Annotated in this window: 19 protein-coding genes; 10 read left to right on the top strand and 9 right to left on the bottom strand. The window is 61.8% G+C overall.

Annotated features, from left to right (window positions below; genetic code table 11):
- Positions 1-72: 72 nt before the first annotated feature.
- Positions 73-1,083 carry a fatty acid desaturase gene (locus ACYHH6_RS25315; protein ID WP_352587996.1) on the bottom strand — a complete coding sequence of 337 codons (1,011 nt, stop codon included), beginning with the start codon at positions 1,081-1,083 and terminating at the stop codon, positions 73-75.
- 230 nt (positions 1,084-1,313) lie between these two features.
- Here ACYHH6_RS25315 and ACYHH6_RS25320 point away from each other — a divergent pair, with 230 nt between their 5' ends.
- From ACYHH6_RS25320 to bmt, 3 genes are all read left to right on the top strand, one after another.
- Positions 1,314-2,171 (top strand): helix-turn-helix domain-containing protein, encoded by an 858-nt coding sequence (locus ACYHH6_RS25320; RefSeq protein WP_352587993.1) that lies wholly within the window; start codon positions 1,314-1,316, stop codon positions 2,169-2,171.
- 142 nt (positions 2,172-2,313) lie between these two features.
- The gene (locus ACYHH6_RS25325) at positions 2,314-4,080 is read left to right on the top strand and encodes an adenylate/guanylate cyclase domain-containing protein (protein WP_352587990.1); all 1,767 of its coding nucleotides are present in this window, start codon (positions 2,314-2,316) and stop codon (positions 4,078-4,080) included.
- Between the two features lie 209 nt (positions 4,081-4,289).
- Positions 4,290-5,312, top strand: coding sequence for a betaine--homocysteine S-methyltransferase (gene bmt, locus ACYHH6_RS25330; protein WP_352587987.1), 1,023 nt, complete (start codon positions 4,290-4,292; stop codon positions 5,310-5,312).
- A gap of 13 nt (positions 5,313-5,325) precedes the next feature.
- Here bmt and ACYHH6_RS25335 read toward each other — a convergent pair whose 3' ends face one another.
- The 7 genes from ACYHH6_RS25335 to ACYHH6_RS25365 form a co-directional block, all read right to left on the bottom strand.
- Positions 5,326-5,514, bottom strand: a complete 189-nt coding sequence (locus ACYHH6_RS25335; RefSeq protein WP_352587984.1) for a hypothetical protein — start codon at positions 5,512-5,514, stop codon at positions 5,326-5,328.
- A 337-nt stretch (positions 5,515-5,851) separates the two neighbouring features.
- Entirely contained in the window at positions 5,852-8,005 is a 2,154-nt protein-coding gene (locus ACYHH6_RS25340) for a vWA domain-containing protein (protein ID WP_352587981.1), read from the bottom strand.
- 2 nt (positions 8,006-8,007) lie between these two features.
- Positions 8,008-8,568 (bottom strand): RNA polymerase sigma factor, encoded by a 561-nt coding sequence (locus tag ACYHH6_RS25345; RefSeq protein WP_352587978.1) that lies wholly within the window; start codon positions 8,566-8,568, stop codon positions 8,008-8,010.
- Between the two features lie 79 nt (positions 8,569-8,647).
- A complete protein-coding gene (locus ACYHH6_RS25350) occupies positions 8,648-9,826 on the bottom strand; it encodes a BaiN/RdsA family NAD(P)/FAD-dependent oxidoreductase (RefSeq protein WP_352587975.1) in 1,179 nt (392 codons plus the stop codon).
- A 58-nt stretch (positions 9,827-9,884) separates the two neighbouring features.
- Entirely contained in the window at positions 9,885-10,616 is a 732-nt protein-coding gene (locus ACYHH6_RS25355) for a dienelactone hydrolase family protein (protein ID WP_352587972.1), read from the bottom strand.
- Positions 10,617-10,730: 114 nt separating this feature from the next.
- A complete protein-coding gene (locus tag ACYHH6_RS25360; RefSeq protein ID WP_435053380.1) occupies positions 10,731-11,414 on the bottom strand; it encodes a hypothetical protein in 684 nt (227 codons plus the stop codon).
- 89 nt (positions 11,415-11,503) lie between these two features.
- Positions 11,504-13,078, bottom strand: coding sequence for a trimethylamine methyltransferase family protein (locus ACYHH6_RS25365; RefSeq protein ID WP_352587969.1), 1,575 nt, complete (start codon positions 13,076-13,078; stop codon positions 11,504-11,506).
- 260 nt (positions 13,079-13,338) lie between these two features.
- Here ACYHH6_RS25365 and ACYHH6_RS25370 point away from each other — a divergent pair, with 260 nt between their 5' ends.
- Complete coding sequence (locus ACYHH6_RS25370; protein WP_013531175.1) at positions 13,339-14,037, top strand: corrinoid protein; 699 nt, start codon at positions 13,339-13,341, stop codon at positions 14,035-14,037.
- A gap of 92 nt (positions 14,038-14,129) precedes the next feature.
- Here ACYHH6_RS25370 and ACYHH6_RS25375 read toward each other — a convergent pair whose 3' ends face one another.
- The gene (locus tag ACYHH6_RS25375) at positions 14,130-14,270 is read right to left on the bottom strand and encodes an EncA/B family entericidin (RefSeq protein WP_352587966.1); all 141 of its coding nucleotides are present in this window, start codon (positions 14,268-14,270) and stop codon (positions 14,130-14,132) included.
- Between the two features lie 65 nt (positions 14,271-14,335).
- On the opposite strand from ACYHH6_RS25375, the gene ACYHH6_RS25380 reads away from it, so the two are divergent.
- The 6 genes from ACYHH6_RS25380 to ACYHH6_RS25405 all read left to right on the top strand — a co-directional run bounded on the left by ACYHH6_RS25380 (position 14,336) and on the right by ACYHH6_RS25405 (position 18,735).
- Positions 14,336-14,965 carry a DUF1638 domain-containing protein gene (locus tag ACYHH6_RS25380; protein ID WP_352587963.1) on the top strand — a complete coding sequence of 210 codons (630 nt, stop codon included), beginning with the start codon at positions 14,336-14,338 and terminating at the stop codon, positions 14,963-14,965.
- Between the two features lie 113 nt (positions 14,966-15,078).
- Complete coding sequence (locus tag ACYHH6_RS25385; protein ID WP_352587960.1) at positions 15,079-15,654, top strand: DUF4893 domain-containing protein; 576 nt, start codon at positions 15,079-15,081, stop codon at positions 15,652-15,654.
- A 112-nt stretch (positions 15,655-15,766) separates the two neighbouring features.
- Entirely contained in the window at positions 15,767-16,549 is a 783-nt protein-coding gene (locus ACYHH6_RS25390; protein ID WP_352587958.1) for a formyl transferase, read from the top strand.
- 191 nt (positions 16,550-16,740) lie between these two features.
- Positions 16,741-17,043, top strand: a complete 303-nt coding sequence (locus ACYHH6_RS25395; protein ID WP_352560238.1) for a virulence factor — start codon at positions 16,741-16,743, stop codon at positions 17,041-17,043.
- Positions 17,036-17,647, top strand: a complete 612-nt coding sequence (locus ACYHH6_RS25400) for a methylenetetrahydrofolate reductase C-terminal domain-containing protein (RefSeq protein WP_352560236.1) — start codon at positions 17,036-17,038, stop codon at positions 17,645-17,647. The genes ACYHH6_RS25395 and ACYHH6_RS25400 overlap by 8 nt, the downstream gene beginning before the upstream one ends.
- Complete coding sequence (locus ACYHH6_RS25405) at positions 17,644-18,735, top strand: methylenetetrahydrofolate reductase (protein ID WP_112565255.1); 1,092 nt, start codon at positions 17,644-17,646, stop codon at positions 18,733-18,735. Before ACYHH6_RS25400 ends, ACYHH6_RS25405 begins: the two co-directional genes overlap by 4 nt.
- Positions 18,736-18,788 lie beyond the last annotated feature (53 nt).

The raw sequence follows: 18,788 nt of genomic DNA on the forward strand, positions 1-18,788 counted from the left end.
CCTCAGGAAAGGATCGCAAAAACGCGGCGTCCAATCAGAATTGGCCGACACTGCGCCTCGGATGCCCCGAAATTATTCCTTGGGCGGCTCGGCGGGAACCGGCGCGCTGCCGAGCCCGCTAATACTGCGCGCCCTGACGCGCGGCTTGAACGCCCTGCCCGGCTCGGCCTGGCGGCGCAGCACCGGGTGAACGATCGGCTCCTTGGCCTTGAAGGCGTAGGCTTTGATCAGCGCAAAATAATTCGGGTAGGCATAGCCATTGTTCATCCGCAGCCACTCGTCGCGGCGGTCGCGAAACAGCTTCGGCAGCTTGTACCAGGCCACCGTCGGGGTCTTGTGATGGACGAAGTGCAGATTGTTGTTGAGGAAAAGGAACGACAGCGGCGAGCGCTCGATGATCACCGTGCGTCCCTCGGGATGCTCGGACCACTGATGCTCGGCGAAGGTGCGGACAGCAATCAGCGACTGGCCGAGCCAGACCGGCACCAGGATGTAGAGCCATACGGGGATGCCGAAGCCGAACTGCACGACCGGCAGCACGATGGCGAGACCGATCGCATGCAGCAGCCATGCCTTGCCGATCACCTTGTCACCGGCAATCATGTGCTTGGCGTCGTCGATGAAGAAACCGATGCAGGACAGCCAGGGGCCGAGAAAGAAACGGCCGACCATGGTGTTGTTGATCTTGAGCAGGAATTTCATCGTCGGCGGCAGATCGTCATGCATCCACAGCGCCTGGTAATAGCTCTCGGGATCGTCGAGCGGATCGGTCAGTCGCTCGTCGGCGTGGTGGCGCAAGTGAAGCGTCTTGAAGCGACGGAACGGCCAGACCAGGCCGATCGGCAGGAAGACGAAGGCTTCATTGATCAGCGCGCTGCGCGTCGGATGGCCATGCAGCACTTCGTGCATGATTGACGACTGCAGGGCCAGGATGAAGCCGAGGAGAATGAGAGCCAGGATCGGATAAGAGGGCCAGAACAGCAGACCGACGCCAAGCCATGTTCCGTAACAGAAGAAAGCGAGGACCACGGTCGGCCATTCGATGGCCGCTGCGTTGCGTCGCTTGATGCTCTTGCCTGCCATGCTATCGACCACTGTCCTTCAGTCGCCGGAGCCCCAATTGGTTCCTGACAGCATAGTGTCAGGAGAAGCGATTCCACTCAACGAGACAAAGTGTACAAAATGTTGCGACTGCGCATTTTTGACCGCACATGTTATACATTGTAAACAACCTTAGGGATTCATTTACGCCTGGAGCCCTGATTCGACGGCTCTGGCGCAATTTTTTCCTCAAATAGCCTAGAGAACGAACAGTGGACAAACGAGATCTGTCAGCCATCTTTCGGGAGCGTCTGAAGCTGCTCCTGACACGATCCGACCTTAACCAGTCGGCCTTCGCGTCAGCGGTCGGCATCGATCGGTCGGCGCTGTCGCAACTGATGTCCGGCGCTTCGACGCGGCTGCCGCGCGCCGAAACGCTGCTCAACATCGCCGCCGAATTCAAAGTGTCTCTGGATTGGCTGCTTGGGCTGAGCCAGGACGAAGGCGTCACCGGCGAAATCCGCGAAAGCCTGGAGATCGAGGAGGCGCCCGACGGTTTCGACCGCACGCTCTTGGCCAAATGGTTTGCGGAAGCCGCGGGCACCAAGATCCGCTATGTGCCGGCCGGCATTCCCGACCTCCTGCGCACACGCCAGCTGGTCGACTACGAAGCCAACATCACCAACCGCAGCCGTCTAGCGCAGGCCAGCGAGACCCAGTACCGCATCGAGTATAACAGGCGCCCGGAGACCGATATGGAGGTCTGCATGCCGCGCCACACGCTGGAGATTTTTGCCCGCGGCCTCGGCGTCTGGGATCGCTTTCCTGAGGCAGACCGGCGGCAGCAGCTCGCCCATATGGCGACGCTGCTTGACGATCTCTACCCGACCTTCCGCCTGTTTCTCTATGACGGCCGCATGCGCTACTCGATCCCGCTGACCATCTTCGGCCCCTATCGCGCCGCCATCTATGTCGGCGACATGTATGTGGTGCTGAATGCCACCCAGCCGGTGCAGGCGCTGACCCGGCATTTCGACAATCTGATCCGCGCCGCCGACGTCAACCCGCACGAAGCAGCCGCCTTCGCGCGCAATCTGGCCGGCGCGTGGTTCCCGTCGGGTTCTGCCTGATCGTCAACGCCCCGGAAAGGGGGCAAGTGTCTCAGTTTGAATTCCAGATACGACGACCCATACTCGACGTTCCGGCTCGTGGACTCGGTCGGCGGTCGCTCGTACAATCCTTGTCCTGTTGCTCTTGAAGGCAATGCACTACATGCCCGAAGGACGCGTCCAACGCCGCCTCGCGGCCATCTTTGCCGCTGACGTGGCGGGGTACACTCGGCTCATTGGCAAGGATGAGGTCGGCACGCTTGACCCACTGAAGGAAATCCGGGCCGGGTTGGTCGACCCGAAGATCGCCGAGCACAAAGGCCGTATTTTCAAAACGACGGGCGATGGTGTCCTCGCCGAGTTTCCAAGTGTCGTGAACGCCGTGGCCTGTGCCGTCGACATCCAGCGGGCCATGTCGGGTCGCAACGCAGACTTGTCCGAGGACCGAAAGATACAATTCCGCATTGGGATCAACCTCGGCGACGTAATCGTCGAGGATGACGATCTGTTCGGTGATGGCGTGAACGTGGCCGCGAGGCTCGAAGGCATCGCTCCCGTTGGAGGTGTCATAGTTTCAGGCACGGTGCGAGATCACCTCGGAAACCGGCTTGACCTGCAATTCGACGACAACGGTGAGCAGATACTTAAAAATATTGAGCGCCCCGTGCGAGCTTACGCGGTGCGTCTCGACGGCCCCGGCGCGCCCCCCACTTCGCCGACCTCGCTTTCTGACAAGCCCTCCATCGCTTTGCTGCCGTTCGTCAATATGAGCGACGACCGTCAGCAGGACTACTTTGCGGATGGGATCACAGAGAACGTCATCACCGGATTGTCGCGGTTTCGCGATCTTTTCGTCATCGCGAGCAATTCGACGTTCGCCTACAAGGGCAAAGCCATAAAGATCCAGGATGCCAGCCGAGAGCTGGGTGCCCGCTATATCCTTGAGGGCAGCGTACAGAGGTCGAAGGACCGCGTCCGGATTACGGCCCAGCTCATTGACGGCAAGACTGGGCGGCACCTTTGGGCAGAACGCTATGACCGGGGCATTAATGACATCTTTGCCGTACAAGACGACGTGACCGAAAGGATTGTTGGCAGTCTCGCCACCGCCTATGGCGGGCGACTGTTAAAGGTCTGGCGCGAGCGGCCAGAGGCAGCGGGCACACGGAACTTTGAAGCCCTAGACTATTTCGTGCGCGGCATGGAGTCTCTCAACCGTTTCACAAAAGAGGACAACTTGCGTGCCCGCGAACTCTTTGAGAAGGCGGGCGAACTCGATCCGAAGTTTGGGAAAGCGTTTGCGAAGCTTGCTTGGACGTACATGATCGACGCCAACGACGGGTGGAGCGATAACGCCGACGTCTCACTGGCAAATGGCCTGAAATACGCCAATTTGGCGATCGAACGCGACGACGCCGAGGCATGGGGGTACTATGCGCTCGCAGGGCATTGCCTATTTTGCGGACAATACGAACGCGCTATCATCGAGTATCAACGCGCCCTTGACCTCAATCCAAATGATGCCGACGTGCTGATGGATTTTGGTTCCTGCCTAAGCTATTGCGGGAAGGCACAGGAAGGCCTTGAGACGGCGCAAAAAGCCATGCGTCTCAACCCTCACTGCCCCGAGTGGTACATTCTACAGATTGGCCAGATTTACTACGACGTTCGCAGATATCATGAAGCGATTGCGGCGTTGGAAGGTCTACGAACCCTCGACACCGTATACCAACACTTATACCTGGCAGCGAGCTACGCGGCTTTAGGGAGTGAAGACGAAGCGCACCAAGCCATTAAGAACGTTTTGCGGCTGGAGCCACGAGCCACAATCACGATGAGAACGACCTCGGACATGGCGCCATACAAGAATTCAAGTGACTTGGAACATTTTCGCGAGAACTTGCGCAAGGCAGGCCTGCGGAATGAGTGAAAGCACGCGCTGCCTGAAGCGGTGCAAATTGCGCTCCTTGCTCGATCCGATCGGCGAGACCAATGGCAACGCTCCGCCAGTAGCCGAAATTCAAACTGAGACGCTATCGAAAGGTTCGCAGCGCGGCGACCGCGGGCCGCAAACACATTGACTGGACATAAAGACTTCTTTATATCCTTATTCCATTCGAAGATTTGAAAGCCGATCCGATGACCGCGACCAATCCCATCGACGCATTGCTGGCCGAAAAGGGCGTGCTGCTGGCCGACGGCGCCACCGGCACCAATCTGTTCGCCATGGGTCTGGAGGCCGGCGAAGCGCCCGAGCTGCTCAACGAGACAGCGCCTGACACCATCACCAGCCTGCACCAGAATTTCGTCGATGCCGGCGCCGACATCATCCTCACCAACTCCTTCGGCGGCACCCGCCACCGGCTGAAGCTGCATCATGCGCAGGACCGCGTGCATGCGCTGAACAAGCGCGCCGCCGAGATCGCCCGCGCTGTCGCCGACAAGGCCGGCCGGAAAGTCATCGTGGCGGGCTCGGTCGGCCCGACCGGCGAGCTTCTGGTGCCGCTCGGCGCCATGACCTATGACGAGGCGGTCGAGGCCTTCGCCGAACAGATCGAGGGTCTCAAGGAAGGCGGCGCCGAAGTCGCCTGGATCGAAACCATGTCGGCGCCGGACGAAATCCGCGCTGCCGCCGAAGCCGCCATCCGCGTCGGCCTGCCCTATACCTATACCGGCTCCTTCGACACTGCCGGCCGCACCATGATGGGGCTGTTGCCCAGGGATATTCATGGCGTCGTCGATGGGCTGTCGCAAAACCCGCTCGGCGTTGGCGCCAATTGCGGTGTCGGCGCCTCCGACATCCTGGCGTCGCTGCTCGACATGACCGAGGCCAAGCCGGAGGCGACGATCATCGTCAAGGGCAATTGCGGCATCCCGGAATTCCGCGGCACCGAGATCCACTATTCCGGCACGCCGGAACTGATGGCAGACTATGTCAGGCTGGCGGTCGATGCCGGCGCCAAGATCGTCGGCGGCTGCTGCGGCACCTCATTCCAGCACCTTGCCGCCATGCGCAAGGCGCTCGACGCGCACACCAAGGCAGATCGCCCGACTGTCGCGGCAATCGTCGAACGCATCGGCCCGATGCGCAACAAGGTGGCGACGGAAAACACCGCCGAGACCAGCGAAGCCCGCCGCGAACGTCGCCGCAGCCGAGCCTGATATCGATCTGGAATTATTCGCTGTTTTCAGTGTAGCGCGACAGCGCCGTCTTGAAATCCGTGCTGGTGCTGCCGGCGCCGCCGCCCATGGTCATCAGCGTACCCGATGCGCCGGGATCGGTGATCTGCTCCAGCATGACGCGGAAGCGGTCGTTGTTCAGCGCCGACATCGCCGTGGTCCTGGCCGCGGCCACATCATTCATGATGCGCCGACTTTCCGCCGAAGGCGCCTGCGAAGCGGTCGACTGAACGTCCCCTGCTGCCGGCATCGAAGTCGCAATGTATCTGATCTGCAATTCGGCCCCCAAAGCCCTGTATTAGCTCTTCGTAACAAGAGGAAATTGCGATCCGGTTCCGGAATTGCCGCACAATTTAACGATCCGGCACATCACCCTTTGTTCGAGGCGCTCACCCAAATACCACCAGGCCCGAAAAAAGGCCGGCAAGGGAAAGATCCCTCGCCGGCCTGCCTCACCCGCCCGTAGCCGGTTCCCCCGTATCAGAACGACCCCCGTCTGAAAGGAACCGGCTGTATTGCCACTACCGGTTACCGCCCAGCGCCGAGGCAAGGCGCACAAGCGAAAGGAACTCGGACCTGTACCCAAACGGGTCGGCTCCTCGGGCGGCGGTGGCAATCTCCATGATCTTGTCGTAACCGAACTTCGCGGTCGCATCCTCGTCGCGCAGCTTCTGGCCGAAGGCGGCGACAGCGACGGAGAAGCGCTGGTCGGTGCTGGCCTGGTCGAAGGACTCGACCTCGTTGGCCGAGGTCACCGGCGTGGTGATCAGCTTCGAGACGTCTTCGTTCGGCAGCTTGTAGCGGATCTTCACGAAGGCATATTCGTCGGCATTGGCGACGCCGCCATTGTTGACGGTGGCCTCGCCGTAGCGCAGCGGATCCATCGTCTCACCGCCACTGCCCTTCGGCGTGATCTCGTAGATGGCGGTGACCGAATGGCCCGAGCCGATATCGCCGGCATCGACGCGATCGTTGTTGAAATCCTCGCGGTTCAAGGCGCGGGTTTCGTAGCCGATCAGCCGATATTCCGAGACCTTGTTCGGGTTGAACTCGACCTGGATCTTGACGTCCTTGGCGATGGTGAACAGCGTCGAGGAGGCATCCTCGACCAGAACCTTCTCGGCCTCGGCCAGCGTGTCGATATAGGCGGCGGTGCCGTTGCCGTTCTGGGCGATGGTCTGCATCATCTGGTCGTTCAGATTGCCGCGTCCGAAGCCGAACACCGACAAGAAGACACCCGTCTTGCGCTCCTGCTCGATCAATCGCTTCAGATCCTCGTCATCAGTCTGGCCGACATTGAAGTCGCCGTCTGTGGCCAACATCACACGGTTGATCCCGTCCTTGACGAAGGATTGCTGGGCAAGCTTGTAGGCTTCCTTGATGCCCGCCTCGCCGGCTGTCGAGCCTCCGGGCGTCAGATTGTCGATGGCATTGAGGATCTTGTCCTTCTCGGTGACCTTGGTCGGCATCAGCACTGTGCCGGCATCACCGGCATAAGTGACGATCGAGATGGTGTCGTCCGCCTTCAGCTTGCTGACCAGCAGCCGGAACGCCGACTTGAGCAGCGGCAGCTTGTCCGGCTCGTCCATCGAACCCGACACGTCGATCAGGAACACCAGATTGGCCTTGGGCTGCTCGACCGGCTTGACGTCGAAACCCTTGATGGCGACGTGCATCAGCTTGGTGTGCCCGTTCCACGGCGTCGGCATGACGCTGACGGTCGAGTTGAACGGCGTCGAGGCCGAATCCGGACCCTTCCAGTCATAGGGGAAGTAATTGACCATCTCCTCGACCCGCACCGTGTCGGCCTGCGGCAGGTAGCCCTGCTTCAGCGAACCGCGCACAAAGGAATAGGAGGCCGTGTCGACGTCGATCGAGAAGGTCGAGACCGGGTCCTGAAGTGCTGCATGCACCGGATTGGTCTTGAAATCCTCGACGCGGTCGCGGTTTTCCTCCTGCGGCGCAATCTGGTCGGCCGGCATCGTCGAAGGCTGCTGCGGCGCCATCAGTTTGGATTCGGCCGTCCCCTGGACACGGCTGGCCCGTGCGCCATCTGCCGCTGGCGCAGCTGGTGAAAATCCCATGGTAACTCTGCCACCCGATGGTGCGGCCTCGGTGCTTGGCGCAGGCTCAGGCGCCTGCTGGTAAGTCTGCAAAGTGCCGTTCTCGCGTTGGTTCACCGTCGCCGGAGCCTCGGTCTTCGGGGGCGCGGTCGGCGTAACAAGCGCATCGGTGACGTCGCGGCTCCGCACTTCTGCGTCGGCATCGGCCTTCTTCAGGTCGCCTTCGGGCGCCTGCTTGTCTTTTCCCGGTGCGTTGATCGCCGGCCCACTGGTTGCCGGTTTGTCGGCCAACGTTTCGGTGATCTTCTCGTCGCCGCCGAACGGCGACGGCTGTTCCCTCAGCATGTGAAAGGTGGCGTATCCGGCGATCGGCAGGGCGACGAGCCCGGCAATGGCCGGCGTGGCAATGAGTTTCTTTTGCATGATCTCGCTCCAGAGCTTTTGTGCTCGCTCTGTGAGACGAAGCCCGCCGGCCGATCCTTGGGTAGCGGCAGAAATATTTTCCTGATCATAGGCGCGCATGGCGGCTTCGAAGGCGCGTGCCTTCGCGCTCTCGCCCGGCGCCGGTACTGCTGCATCGCGCAGCCTGTTGAGTTCGTTGTCGTCGACCATGGTCACACTTCCCCGGCTGAACGCATCAACGTCTTCAGCCGTTTCTTCGCTTCATGGATGTGCCAGGAAACCGTCGTCTCCGAGATTGCCATCGCCTCGGCGGCGGCCGCATGGCTCAAACCTTCGCCATAGACCAGAAGTACTGCATCGCGCTGCTTGTCCGGCAATTGCCGCACCGCTGCCCAGAGCGCCTCCGTGGGATCTTCGGGTTCGGCCGAGGCCTCGCCCGATATCATGCTGTAGGCACCGTAGGCCTCGGTCTTGACGTTCTCGCGCGAGGTCTTGCGCATCATGTCGCGCGCCGCGTTCATCGTCACGGAATAGAGCCATGTCGTGAACGCGCCGCCGCCGCGATAGTCGCGGATCGCCTTGCCGAGACGGACACAGACTTCCTGGGCGATGTCTTCGGCATCGGCCTTTTTTCCGCACCAGCGATAGGCGGCGCGATAGACGAAGTCGTAGTGCCGCTCCAGCAATTTGCCGAAGGCACCCCTGTCTCCGCCCTTCGCCCGCCCGATCAATTCGGCGTCGGAGGCTTCGCTCTCATCCAGCATCATCGCCATCATTTGCCTGTTGGACGAAGGCTAATGGCCAATCCTTGGGGTTATGGAAAGATTTTTTTCAGGCAGGCGCTTTTTGAAGCTAGACGGCTTGTCCTGCCACCCAACCGGACGACCACGCCCACTGGAAATTGTAGCCGCCAAGCCAGCCCGTGACATCGACGACTTCGCCGATGAAAAACAGTCCCGGCACGGATTTCGCCTGCATCGTCTTCTGGTCGAGCCCGTTGGTATCGACGCCGCCAAGCGTTACTTCGGCGGTGCGATAGCCCTCCGAACCGGCCGGCTTGATGCGCCAGTCGTTGACGGCGGCTTCGACGGTTTTCATCTGAACATCCGTCAAATTAGCGAGATTGCCGTCAATCCCGGTGCGCTCGGCCACCGCTTGTGCCAGACGCTTCGGCAGATGGTTTGCCAGCACCGTCTGCACCGCTTGCCTGCCATTGACGCGCCGGGCGGCGCGCAGCTGTTCGGCCACATCCATCCCAGGCAGCATGGCGATGCGGATCTCATCGCCCTCGCGCCAGTAGGACGATATCTGCAGAATGGACGGCCCGCTCAAGCCGCGATGCGTGAACAGCATCGCCTCCGAAAACCGTGTCTTGCCACAGCCGACTTCAGCATCGACGGCATTGCCGGCCAGGGGCGCCAGCCGCTCGAGCGTTCTTGCGTCGAAGGTGAGCGGCACCAGCGCCGGCCGCGTCTCCACCACGGCCAGGCCGAATTGCGTCGCAAGCTCGTAGCCAAACCCCGTCGCGCCCATCTTGGGGATCGACTTGCCGCCACAAGCCACGACCAGCGATTGGCAGGCGACGGTGCCGCTGGAGAGGCTCAGGGTAAACCCTTCCGCGGTCCGGCTGACATCCCTCACCTCGGTCGACACCGCTAGTTCCGCACCCCGGTCCTGCATTTCGGAAACCAGCATGTCGATGATCTGGCGCGCAGACCCATCGCAAAACAGCTGCCCCAGCGTCTTCTCGTGATAAGCGATGCCATGGCGTTCCACGAGTGCGATGAAGTCGCGCTGCGTGTAGCGGCTGAGCGCCGAGATGCAGAAATACGGATTGCCCGAGAGAAAATTCTTCGGGCTGGTATGGATGTTGGTGAAATTGCAGCGCCCACCGCCCGAGATGCGGATCTTCTCGCCGGGCTTTGCCGCGTGATCGAGCACCAGAACCGAGCGGCCGCGCTTGCCTGCCTCAATGGCGCACATCATCCCGGCCGCGCCGGCGCCAATCACCACGACATCATAGGATTGCATCAGGCTGTTCGTTCCCGCTCGACCTGCGGTGTTCTAGCAGGCCACCAACGGTAAGAAGTCAAGCCAGCGTTTCGGCAAAGAACGCCAGCAGCCGCTTCCAGTGGCGTTCGGCGCCGGCTTCATCATAGGAGCCGTGGTCCGGTATGCACCAGCCATGGCCGGAGCCGACATAATTCTCGATGACGTGGTCGACCTCGGCGACCCTGAGCGCTTCCGCCAGCCGCGCCGACTGCTCCGGCGGAAAGCTGCGGTCGACGCCGGCTGTGCCGACATAGACACGCGCCTTGATCGAGGCCGCCTTGCGGTGCGGGCTGTCGGGAGCCTCGCTCGCCAGATTGCCGCCATGGAAGCTCGCCGCGGCAGCGATCCGATCGGGATAGGTGGCCGCCGCATTCAGCGCTCGGCCGCCGCCCATGCAATAACCAACGACGCCAACCGGCCCGGTGATGCCTTCAGAAGCCAGCGCGTCGAGAAAGGCGCCGCTGTCGCGGATGGTCATGTCCTGCGTCGTGCCGGTGACCAGCGCCATCAGCGCCACCTTCGTCTCCTCCACGGCAAAAGCCGTCTTGACGTCGAACGTGCCGTAGGGAGCATTGCGGTAGAACAGGTCCGGCACCAGCACGGCATAGCCATGACCGGCGAGCCGCTCAGCCATCGCATCCAGCACACGGCGCGGCCCGAAGGCGTCCATATAGAGGATCGCGCCGGCCTTGGCGGCGCCAGCCGGGCGAAACAGCCCTGCTTTGGCCAAGCCGTCCGCGGTCTTGATCTCGATATCCTGCTTGGCCATGGCCCGCTCCGTTTGAGTGTCGCGCGATACATATCCGGGACGGACGGCTGGGCAAGTCAATCGAAGGCGCGCCGCGTTCACAAATCCGTATCGCCCGGCCGCTGGAACGGAAACTCAGCGCGCGAATGCCGCCATGTGAAAGGCCTGTACGTCAGGGGGATAGCGATAGGCCGTGCCATAGGGACAGGCGTTGCGATCGAGGCAGCCGCCGGTCCGGCAAGGCGAGCCGTTCGCTCCGCGAACATGCGCGAGGCAGGATTGATAGGCAAAGCCATCCTTCGAATAGGCGTCGACCGGACAGGATTTCATGCAGGGTTTTTCGACACATGTGTCGCAAAGGTGAATCGATGCCTGAGACGCCTCGACCCCGATCTCGTCCTCGAAAAGCAAAGCGCCGCGATAGGCGTGCCAAAGCCCGTACTTCGGATGCATGAGAATGCCGAGCGGCGACGGTTTCAGCCCCTCCGCCTGCATCGCCCATTGCTGGAACGGCAGATACGGCCTGTCGGATGGCGAAACCGCCCGTGCGCCGAATGTTTCCGCCACCGCACCGATCACCTGGTGTGACCAGGTGTCGAGCGGATTGGCAATGGCTTGCGGTTGCCGTTCGCGCCAACGCAGGAAATGCGGCCACGGCTCGGCACCCGCCTGCCCGACCAAAATGGCTGATTTGGCGGAAGCACCCGAAAGGCCAGAGGGTGCCTCCTCGGCTTCGGCGAATGTGAGGCAGCCGCGCAGGATGAGGCCGTTGGCGGAAAGCGCGGCCGCTATCTCGTCAGCGGTGCCGCGCACAATCATCCCTTTTGGTCCGGGTCAGAGAAAGCGCTCCGCCAGACTTCCTTGTGGATGATGTTGGCGACTTTAGCCCCGCCTGACTCGGGCTCCTTTCAAGTGAAGGCGTCAGCCATCGACGCCTTCTTCGTCGCGATGTAGTCCTTCAACCCGTCGTCGATGCCCGGATCGAGATAAGGCGCCTCGTAGCTTTCCAGCCAGCGGCGGGCGAGCTCGTTGGCGCGTTGCGGCGCGGTCTTTTCGCCCTCGGCCAGCCACTGCTCGTAGGAATTGTTGTCGGCGATGCTGGAACGGTAGAAGGCGGTCTGGAAATTCGCCTGCGTGTGGTCGCAGCCGAGATAGTGGCTGCCCGGGCCGACCTGGCGGATGGCATCCATCGCCTGGCCATTTTCCGACAGGTCGACACCCTCGGCGAACTTCTGCTGCATGCCGAGCTGGTCGATATCCATCATGAATTTCTCGTAGCAGGATGCCAGTCCGCCTTCGAGCCAGCCGGCCGAATGCAGCACGAAATTGGTACCGGCCAGAATGGTCGAGTTCAGCGTATTGGCGCTCTCATAGGCCGCTTGTGCGTCCGGAACCTTGGAGGCACAGAGCGAGCCGCCGGTGCGGAACGGCAGGCCGAGCCGGCGGGCAAGCTGTGCAGCACCGTACGAGACCAGCGACGGTTCCGGCGTGCCGAAGGTCGGCGCACCCGACTGCATGGAGATCGACGAGGCGAAGGTGCCGAACAGCACCGGCGCGCCGGGTCGGATCAGCTGCGTGAACGACGCGCCGGCCAGCACCTCGGCCAGAACCTGCGTCAGCGTGCCGGCGACCGTCACCGGGCTCATCGCGCCGGCGAGAATGAACGGCGTGACGATGCAGGCCTGATTGTGGCGCGAATAGACTTTCAGCGCACCCAGCATGGTTTCGTCGAACACCATCGGCGAATTGGCGTTGATCAGGCTAGTCAGCACGGTGTTGTTTTCGACGAAATCATCGCCGAACACGATCTTGGCCATGGCGACCGTGTCTTCAGCCCGCTCCGGCGCCGTCACCGAACCCATGAACGGCTTGTCGGAATACTTTATGTGCGAATAGACCATGTCGAGATGGCGCTTGTTGACCGGCACGTCGACCGGCTCGCACACCGTGCCGCCCGAATGGTGGATGGATGGCGCCATGTAGGCGAGCTTCACGAAATTCTGGAAATCCTCGATCGTCGCGTAGCGCCTGACGCCGTCGAGATCGCGCACGAAGGGCGGGCCGTAGACGGGCGCGAAGACGGTGGCGTTGCCGCCGATCTGCACCGAACGCTCGGCGTTGCGCGCATGCTGGGTGTAGATGGGCGGCGCGGTCTTGAGCAGCGAACGGCAGAGACCCTTGGGAAAATGCACGCGCTCGCCCTTGACGTCGGCGCCGGCCTCTTTCCACAGCTGCAGCGCCTCGGCGTCGTCGCGAAAGATGATGCCGATCTCTTCCAGCACCGTATCGGTGTTGTTTTCGATAATCGCCAGACCTTCCTCGTTGAGGACCTCATAGATGTTGATCTTGCGCTTGATGTAGGTGAGCTGGGTGCCCGGTCCGCCGCCCGAGCGCGCCGCGCGCCTTGCCGCCGCGCCGCCGCTGGCCGCACGCCCGCGTCGCGCATTGGACGCTTCCTGGTCGACTGACGCGTTCTCACTCATGATCGTTTTCCCTAAAAACCGTTTGCGGCCGCATATCGCAGCTTCTCGCCCGGATCGTAGCCATGCACCCTATTCGAAACGGCCCGCCAGCGCCAACGCCTGTCGCAAAATCGACAAGAATTCCAATAGATTTGCGGTCGCTTTCCTTTTGCGGGAAGTCGCAAATCAGCTATGGATACACGCCCCCGCCGGGTTAGGTATTGACGCGATAAATTTGAGCCGCCGCGATCTCATCCCGCGCGGCAAGGAGCCTGAGAAAAATGTCCGACGACGAGATCATCCTCTCCGAGCTTTCCGACGACGAGTTGGTGCAGCAGATGCACGACGATCTCTATGACGGGCTGAAGGAAGAAATCGAGGAAGGCACCAACATCCTGCTCGAGCGCGGCTGGGCGCCCTACAAGGTGCTGACCGAGGCGCTGGTCGAGGGCATGCGCATCGTCGGCGAGGACTTCCGCGACGGCATCCTGTTCGTTCCCGAAGTGCTGCTGTCGGCCAACGCCATGAAGGCCGGCATGTTCATCCTGCGCCCGCTGCTCGCCGCCACCGGCGCGCCCAAGCAGGGCAAGATGGTCATCGGCACCGTCAAGGGCGACATCCACGACATCGGCAAGAACCTGGTCGGCATGATGATGGAAGGCGCTGGCTTCGACGTCATCGACCTCGGCATCAACAATGCGGTCGAGAAATATCTCGACGCCATTGAGCAGCACCAGCCCGACATCATCGGCATGTCGGCGCTTTTGACCACGACCATGCCTTATATGAAGGTCGTCATCGACACGATGAAGGAAAAGGGCATTCGCGACGACTATGTCGTGCTGGTCGGCGGTGCGCCGCTCAACGAGGAATTCGGCAAGGCCGTCGGCGCCGACGCCTATTGCCGCGACGCGGCGGTGGCGGTCGAGACCGCCAAGGACTTCATGAAGCGCAAGCACAACGTGCGCGCTTCAGCCTGATTTTCTTCAGCAAGGCGTCTGGCCAGAATCAAAGCCGCGCCTTGCAGCGCGGCTTTTTTGTTACCAGATGTTGGTGACAGAGGGTCCGCGTGTCAGGGTTTGGTGACGGTGTCGTCGACGGCTTTCGCGGTCGATTTGAGATCCCGGCCGATGCCGCGGACGGTGTTGGCGCAGGCCGTAAGCGCCAGGGCGCAGGCAAGGATTGCAATCGGCGCAACGCGTAACAGTTTCATGGACGGTTTATCCCTCTCTCGATAGATTCGCCCCACAGCAACGAAGGCCGCTTAGACCGGGTTCCATGGCCAGGAAACAAAAAACGAAACCGAATCAAGACGACAGGCTGCTGGTCATCGCCTGCGGAATGATTGCGCGCGAAGTTTTGGCCGTCAAGGAGCAGCTCAAGCTCGACCATCTCGACTTGACCTGCCTGCCGGCGGAGTTCCATTTCTACCCCGACCGCATCGCCCCGGCGATGGACAAGGCAATCGAAAAGGCCAAGGCGGAAGGCTATGAGCATATCTTCGTCGGCTATGCCGATTGCGGCACCGGCGGCCTGCTCGACCGGGTGCTGGAGAAGCACGGCGTCGAGCGCATGGCCGGCCCGCACTGCTTTGCCTTCTATCAGGGCATGGATGCCTACGCGAAGGTCGCCGACGACGACATGATGTCGTTCTACATGACCGATTTCCTGTGCCGCCAGTTCGACGCCTTCTTCATGAAGCCGCTCGGCCTCGACAAGCATCCGGAGCTGATCAAGGACTATTTCGGCAACTACGAGAAACTGGTCTACATCGCCCAGACCGACGACCCGGAGCTCGACAAGGTTGCCGAGAAGGCCGCTGCCCTGCTCGGTCTCGCCTATGAGCGCCGCTCGACCGGCTATGGCGACCTCACAGGCGAACTCGCGCGGGTGGCAGCACACGCCTGAAGCGATTCTTGACCCGCGATGCTGTCAAATATGGATGACAGACCGCCGCGAACGGGTAAGTTGTGCGCCCAAGCAATGGGCTGATTCAGCCATCAGAACACGGAAACGTCCGGATGACCCCTCGCCTCCTGTTCGCCGCTCTTGGCCTCCTCTGCCTCTCTCTGCCCGCTCGCGCCGACGGCGAGGTGCAGAAGATCATCACGCCGGCCGACAAGGTGCGCCTCGACAAATATGGCGAGACCCGGAAAGCTGCCCTCGAGGAGGCGAAGGCCGGCGACCCGGCCGAGGTCAGTGAGCTCAACGCACTTCTGGCCAAGCCGCTGGTCGCCTTTTCCGACAAGGATCTGACCGGCAACTGGCAATGCCGCACCATCAAGGTCGGCGGCATCGGCCCGCTGGTCATCTATGGCTGGTTCAAATGCAAGGTGAGCGACGACGGCTCCGGCTGGCGGCTGGAAAAGATCAGCGGCTCGCAGCGCACCACGGGCCGTTTCTTCGATGATGGCGAAAAGCGCGCCATCTATCTCGGTTCCGGTTATGTCAATGACAACAAACCAAAGCGCTATGGCAGCGGTCCGGAAAGCGACCAGGTCGGCTACGCGTTCCGCAACAGCGCCAATGCATGGCGCATCGAATTCCCGGCGCCTTATTACGAATCGCATCTCGACATCATGGAATTGAAGCGCTGATCCCGCTGGCCTCTCACCGGCCGGGCGGTCATCAAGATTTAACCCCGCCTGGCACAGAATTGAGCCAGGCAGCGCACGGGAAGACGGTTGCGCGCCGGCAAGAAGGCGCGCCATGGCTTCAGCTGACAAGAACAGTGCTGCGATCGTTGTCGTCACGGAAGGCGGCCCGCACATCTGGGCCATCGTCAACGCCATCGCCGACCGTCTAGGCCCTCTCAGCGTCATCCTGGAAAACCCTGAATCCAAAAAGCAATTGCTGCTCGGCCGCGCCCGCCGCCAAGGCTGGTTTTCTGCCATCGGCCAGCTCGGTACGATGGTGCTGACCAGGCTGGGCAAACGCTTCTTTGCCGGCCATGCGGCGCAGCTGATTGCCGGGCAGAAATTGCAGACCGAGCCGAAGCCGGAACAAAAGATCGTCCACGTGTCTTCGGCCAACGCGCCGGATTGCCTGCAGGCGATCACCGATATCCGGCCGGGCGTGGTGCTGCTCGCCGGCTGCCGGCTCTTGTCCCGGCAGACACTGGCGAAAATGCCTTGCCCGGTGCTCAACTATCACGCCGGCATCGCGCCGAAATACCGCGGCATGAATGGCGGCTACTGGGCGCTGGCTTCTGGCGACCTGCAAAATTTCGGCACCACCGTTCATCTGGTCGATGCCGGCGTCGACACCGGCGGCGTGCTGAAACAGGCGCGCGGCAAGCCGGAGACCGGCGACACCATTTCAAGCTATGCACTGCGGCAGGCGGCATTCTCGCGCGACATCTGTGTCGAGGCGGTCCGCGATGCGCTGGACGGCAAGCTGGCGACCATCAAGCCGGATCTGCCGTCGAAACAATGGTACCACCCGACGATCTGGTTCTATCTCTGGACCGGCCTTACCAGGCGGGTCTGGTAGCCGGCAATTCCCCGAAATCTCGCCTTTCTTTTTGCGACTCCCAATAGCGTCGCTTTTGAATGCGCGCGCGTCGTCCCATAACAAGCAGCCCCACTGCGCATCCGGCAATGCTCGCACCTGCTGAATAGAGTGGTCGAGCGTCCTTCGTGCGTCCAAGCGGACGCACTGCGCTCGGCAGGGAGTGAGAATTCATGGCCGATCTGATCGTCGTCTACTGGCGCGACATACCCGCCCAGGTGATCGTCAAGAAGGGCCGGCAGAACGCCAAGCGCGAACTGCCGCTGCGTTTCACCGAGGCAATCGATATGTGCGCCATGCGCACCGGCGCCGGCGGCACCGACGATTATCTCGCCGAGTGGCGCAAGGCCGATCCGGTTCCGGTCGGCGACGATCTTGAAGCCGAGGTCGAGAAGGCATTCAACGACATGGACGCGAAATATGACCGCGAGCGGCTGGTCGCTCTGGTCAAGGCGGGCGGGAAAGAACATGTCTGAAACCACTCCTGCCAAAGAAGGCCCGGCGGTTACCCAGGCCACCCTGGTCAAGAAGGCAGCGCCGAAATCCGACTACAAGCCGGCCGATGTGTCGCCGCAGCGGCGCGTGCAGCGCTCGTTTGCAGTCAGGCTGTGGTCGATCCGGCATTCGCGCCTGCTCGAATGGTTCTACTCCAGATTCGCCGACATGTTCCTGCTTCTCCATCCTTTGTGGAAAGGCATTGGCTACGGGCGGGTCGAGGCCCCGGTCAAGTTTGTCGAAAAACGCGTCAAAGGCTTCATGTTCGACTGCCGCATGTGCGGCCAGTGCGTGTTGTCCTCGACCGGCATGTCGTGCCCGATGAACTGCCCGAAGCAGTTGCGCAACGGCCCCTGCGGCGGCGTGCGCGCCAATGGCAATTGCGAGGTCGAGCCCGACATGCCTTGCGTCTGGGTCAAGGCCTGGGAAGGCTCCAAGAACATGGTGCATGGCGACAAGATCCTCGACGTGCAAAAGCCCGTCGACCAGTCGCTGCGGGAAACCTCAGCCTGGCTGCGGGTGACTGCGCAGTCGGCAGCAGCCCGCGAAGCTGCGGCCAATGCCAAGACCGGAGCCGCCGCATGATCGCCCGCCAGCGCGACGAGAATCCGGCCGGCATCCATCTGCCGCTCGATCCCCTGCCCGGCCACTCTTCGCGGGGCCGGCTGGAGCGCGTGCTGCGCCGCGGCGAATTCGCTGTCACCACCGAGCTCAACCCGCCCGACAGCGCTGATCCGGAAGACGTCTACAACAGAGCGAAGATTTTCGACGGCTGGGTCGACGCCATCAATGCCGTCGATGCCTCCGGCGCCAACTGCCATATGTCCTCGGTCGGCATCTGCGCGCTTTTGACCCGCATGGGCTATGCCCCGATCATGCAGATCGCCTGCCGCGACAGGAACCGCATCGCCATCCAGGGCGATGTGCTGGGTGGTGCGGCGATGGGCGTCGCCAACATGCTCTGCCTCACCGGCGACGGTGTGCAGGCCGGCGACCAGCCCGGCGCCAAGCCGGTGTTCGATCTGGATTCCATGTCGCTGCTCGAAACCTGCCGCATCATGCGCGACAACGGCAAGTTCCTGTCCGGCCGCAAGCTGACGACACCGCCACAGATCTTCCTCGGTGCCGCCGTCAATCCGTTTGCGCCGCCCTTCGATTTCCGTCCGATCCATCTCGGCAAGAAGATCGCCGCCGGCGCGCAGTTCGTGCAGACGCAGTACTGTTTCGACGTGCCGATGTTCAGAACCTTCATGCAGAAGGCGCGCGATCTCGGCCATACCGAAAAGGTCTTCATCCTGTGCGGCGTCGGCCCGCTGGCCTCGGCCAAGACGGCCAAATGGATCCGCTCCAACGTGCCCGGCATCCATATCCCGGACGCCATCATCAAGCGGCTGGAAGGCGCCCAGGACCAGAAGAAGGAAGGCAAGCAGCTCTGCATCGACATCATCAACGAGGTGAAGGACATCGCCGGCGTCGCCGGCGTCCATGTGATGGCCTATCGCCAGGAGGAATATGTCGCCGAGATCGTCGATGAATCGGGCGTGCTGAAGGGCCGCCAGCCGTGGAAACGCGAGATCCGCCGCGACGACCAGATGGTCGCCGACCGGCTCGACCACATATTGCATGACGAGATTACCGAAACGCAGGTGGACATGGTAAAGACCGCGCACTAAGCCCGGCCAAGCACCAGACCCTGGAACGAAACCAGACACGATATAAAGAAGCA

Source organism: Mesorhizobium sp. P171375, assembly GCF_057786075.1.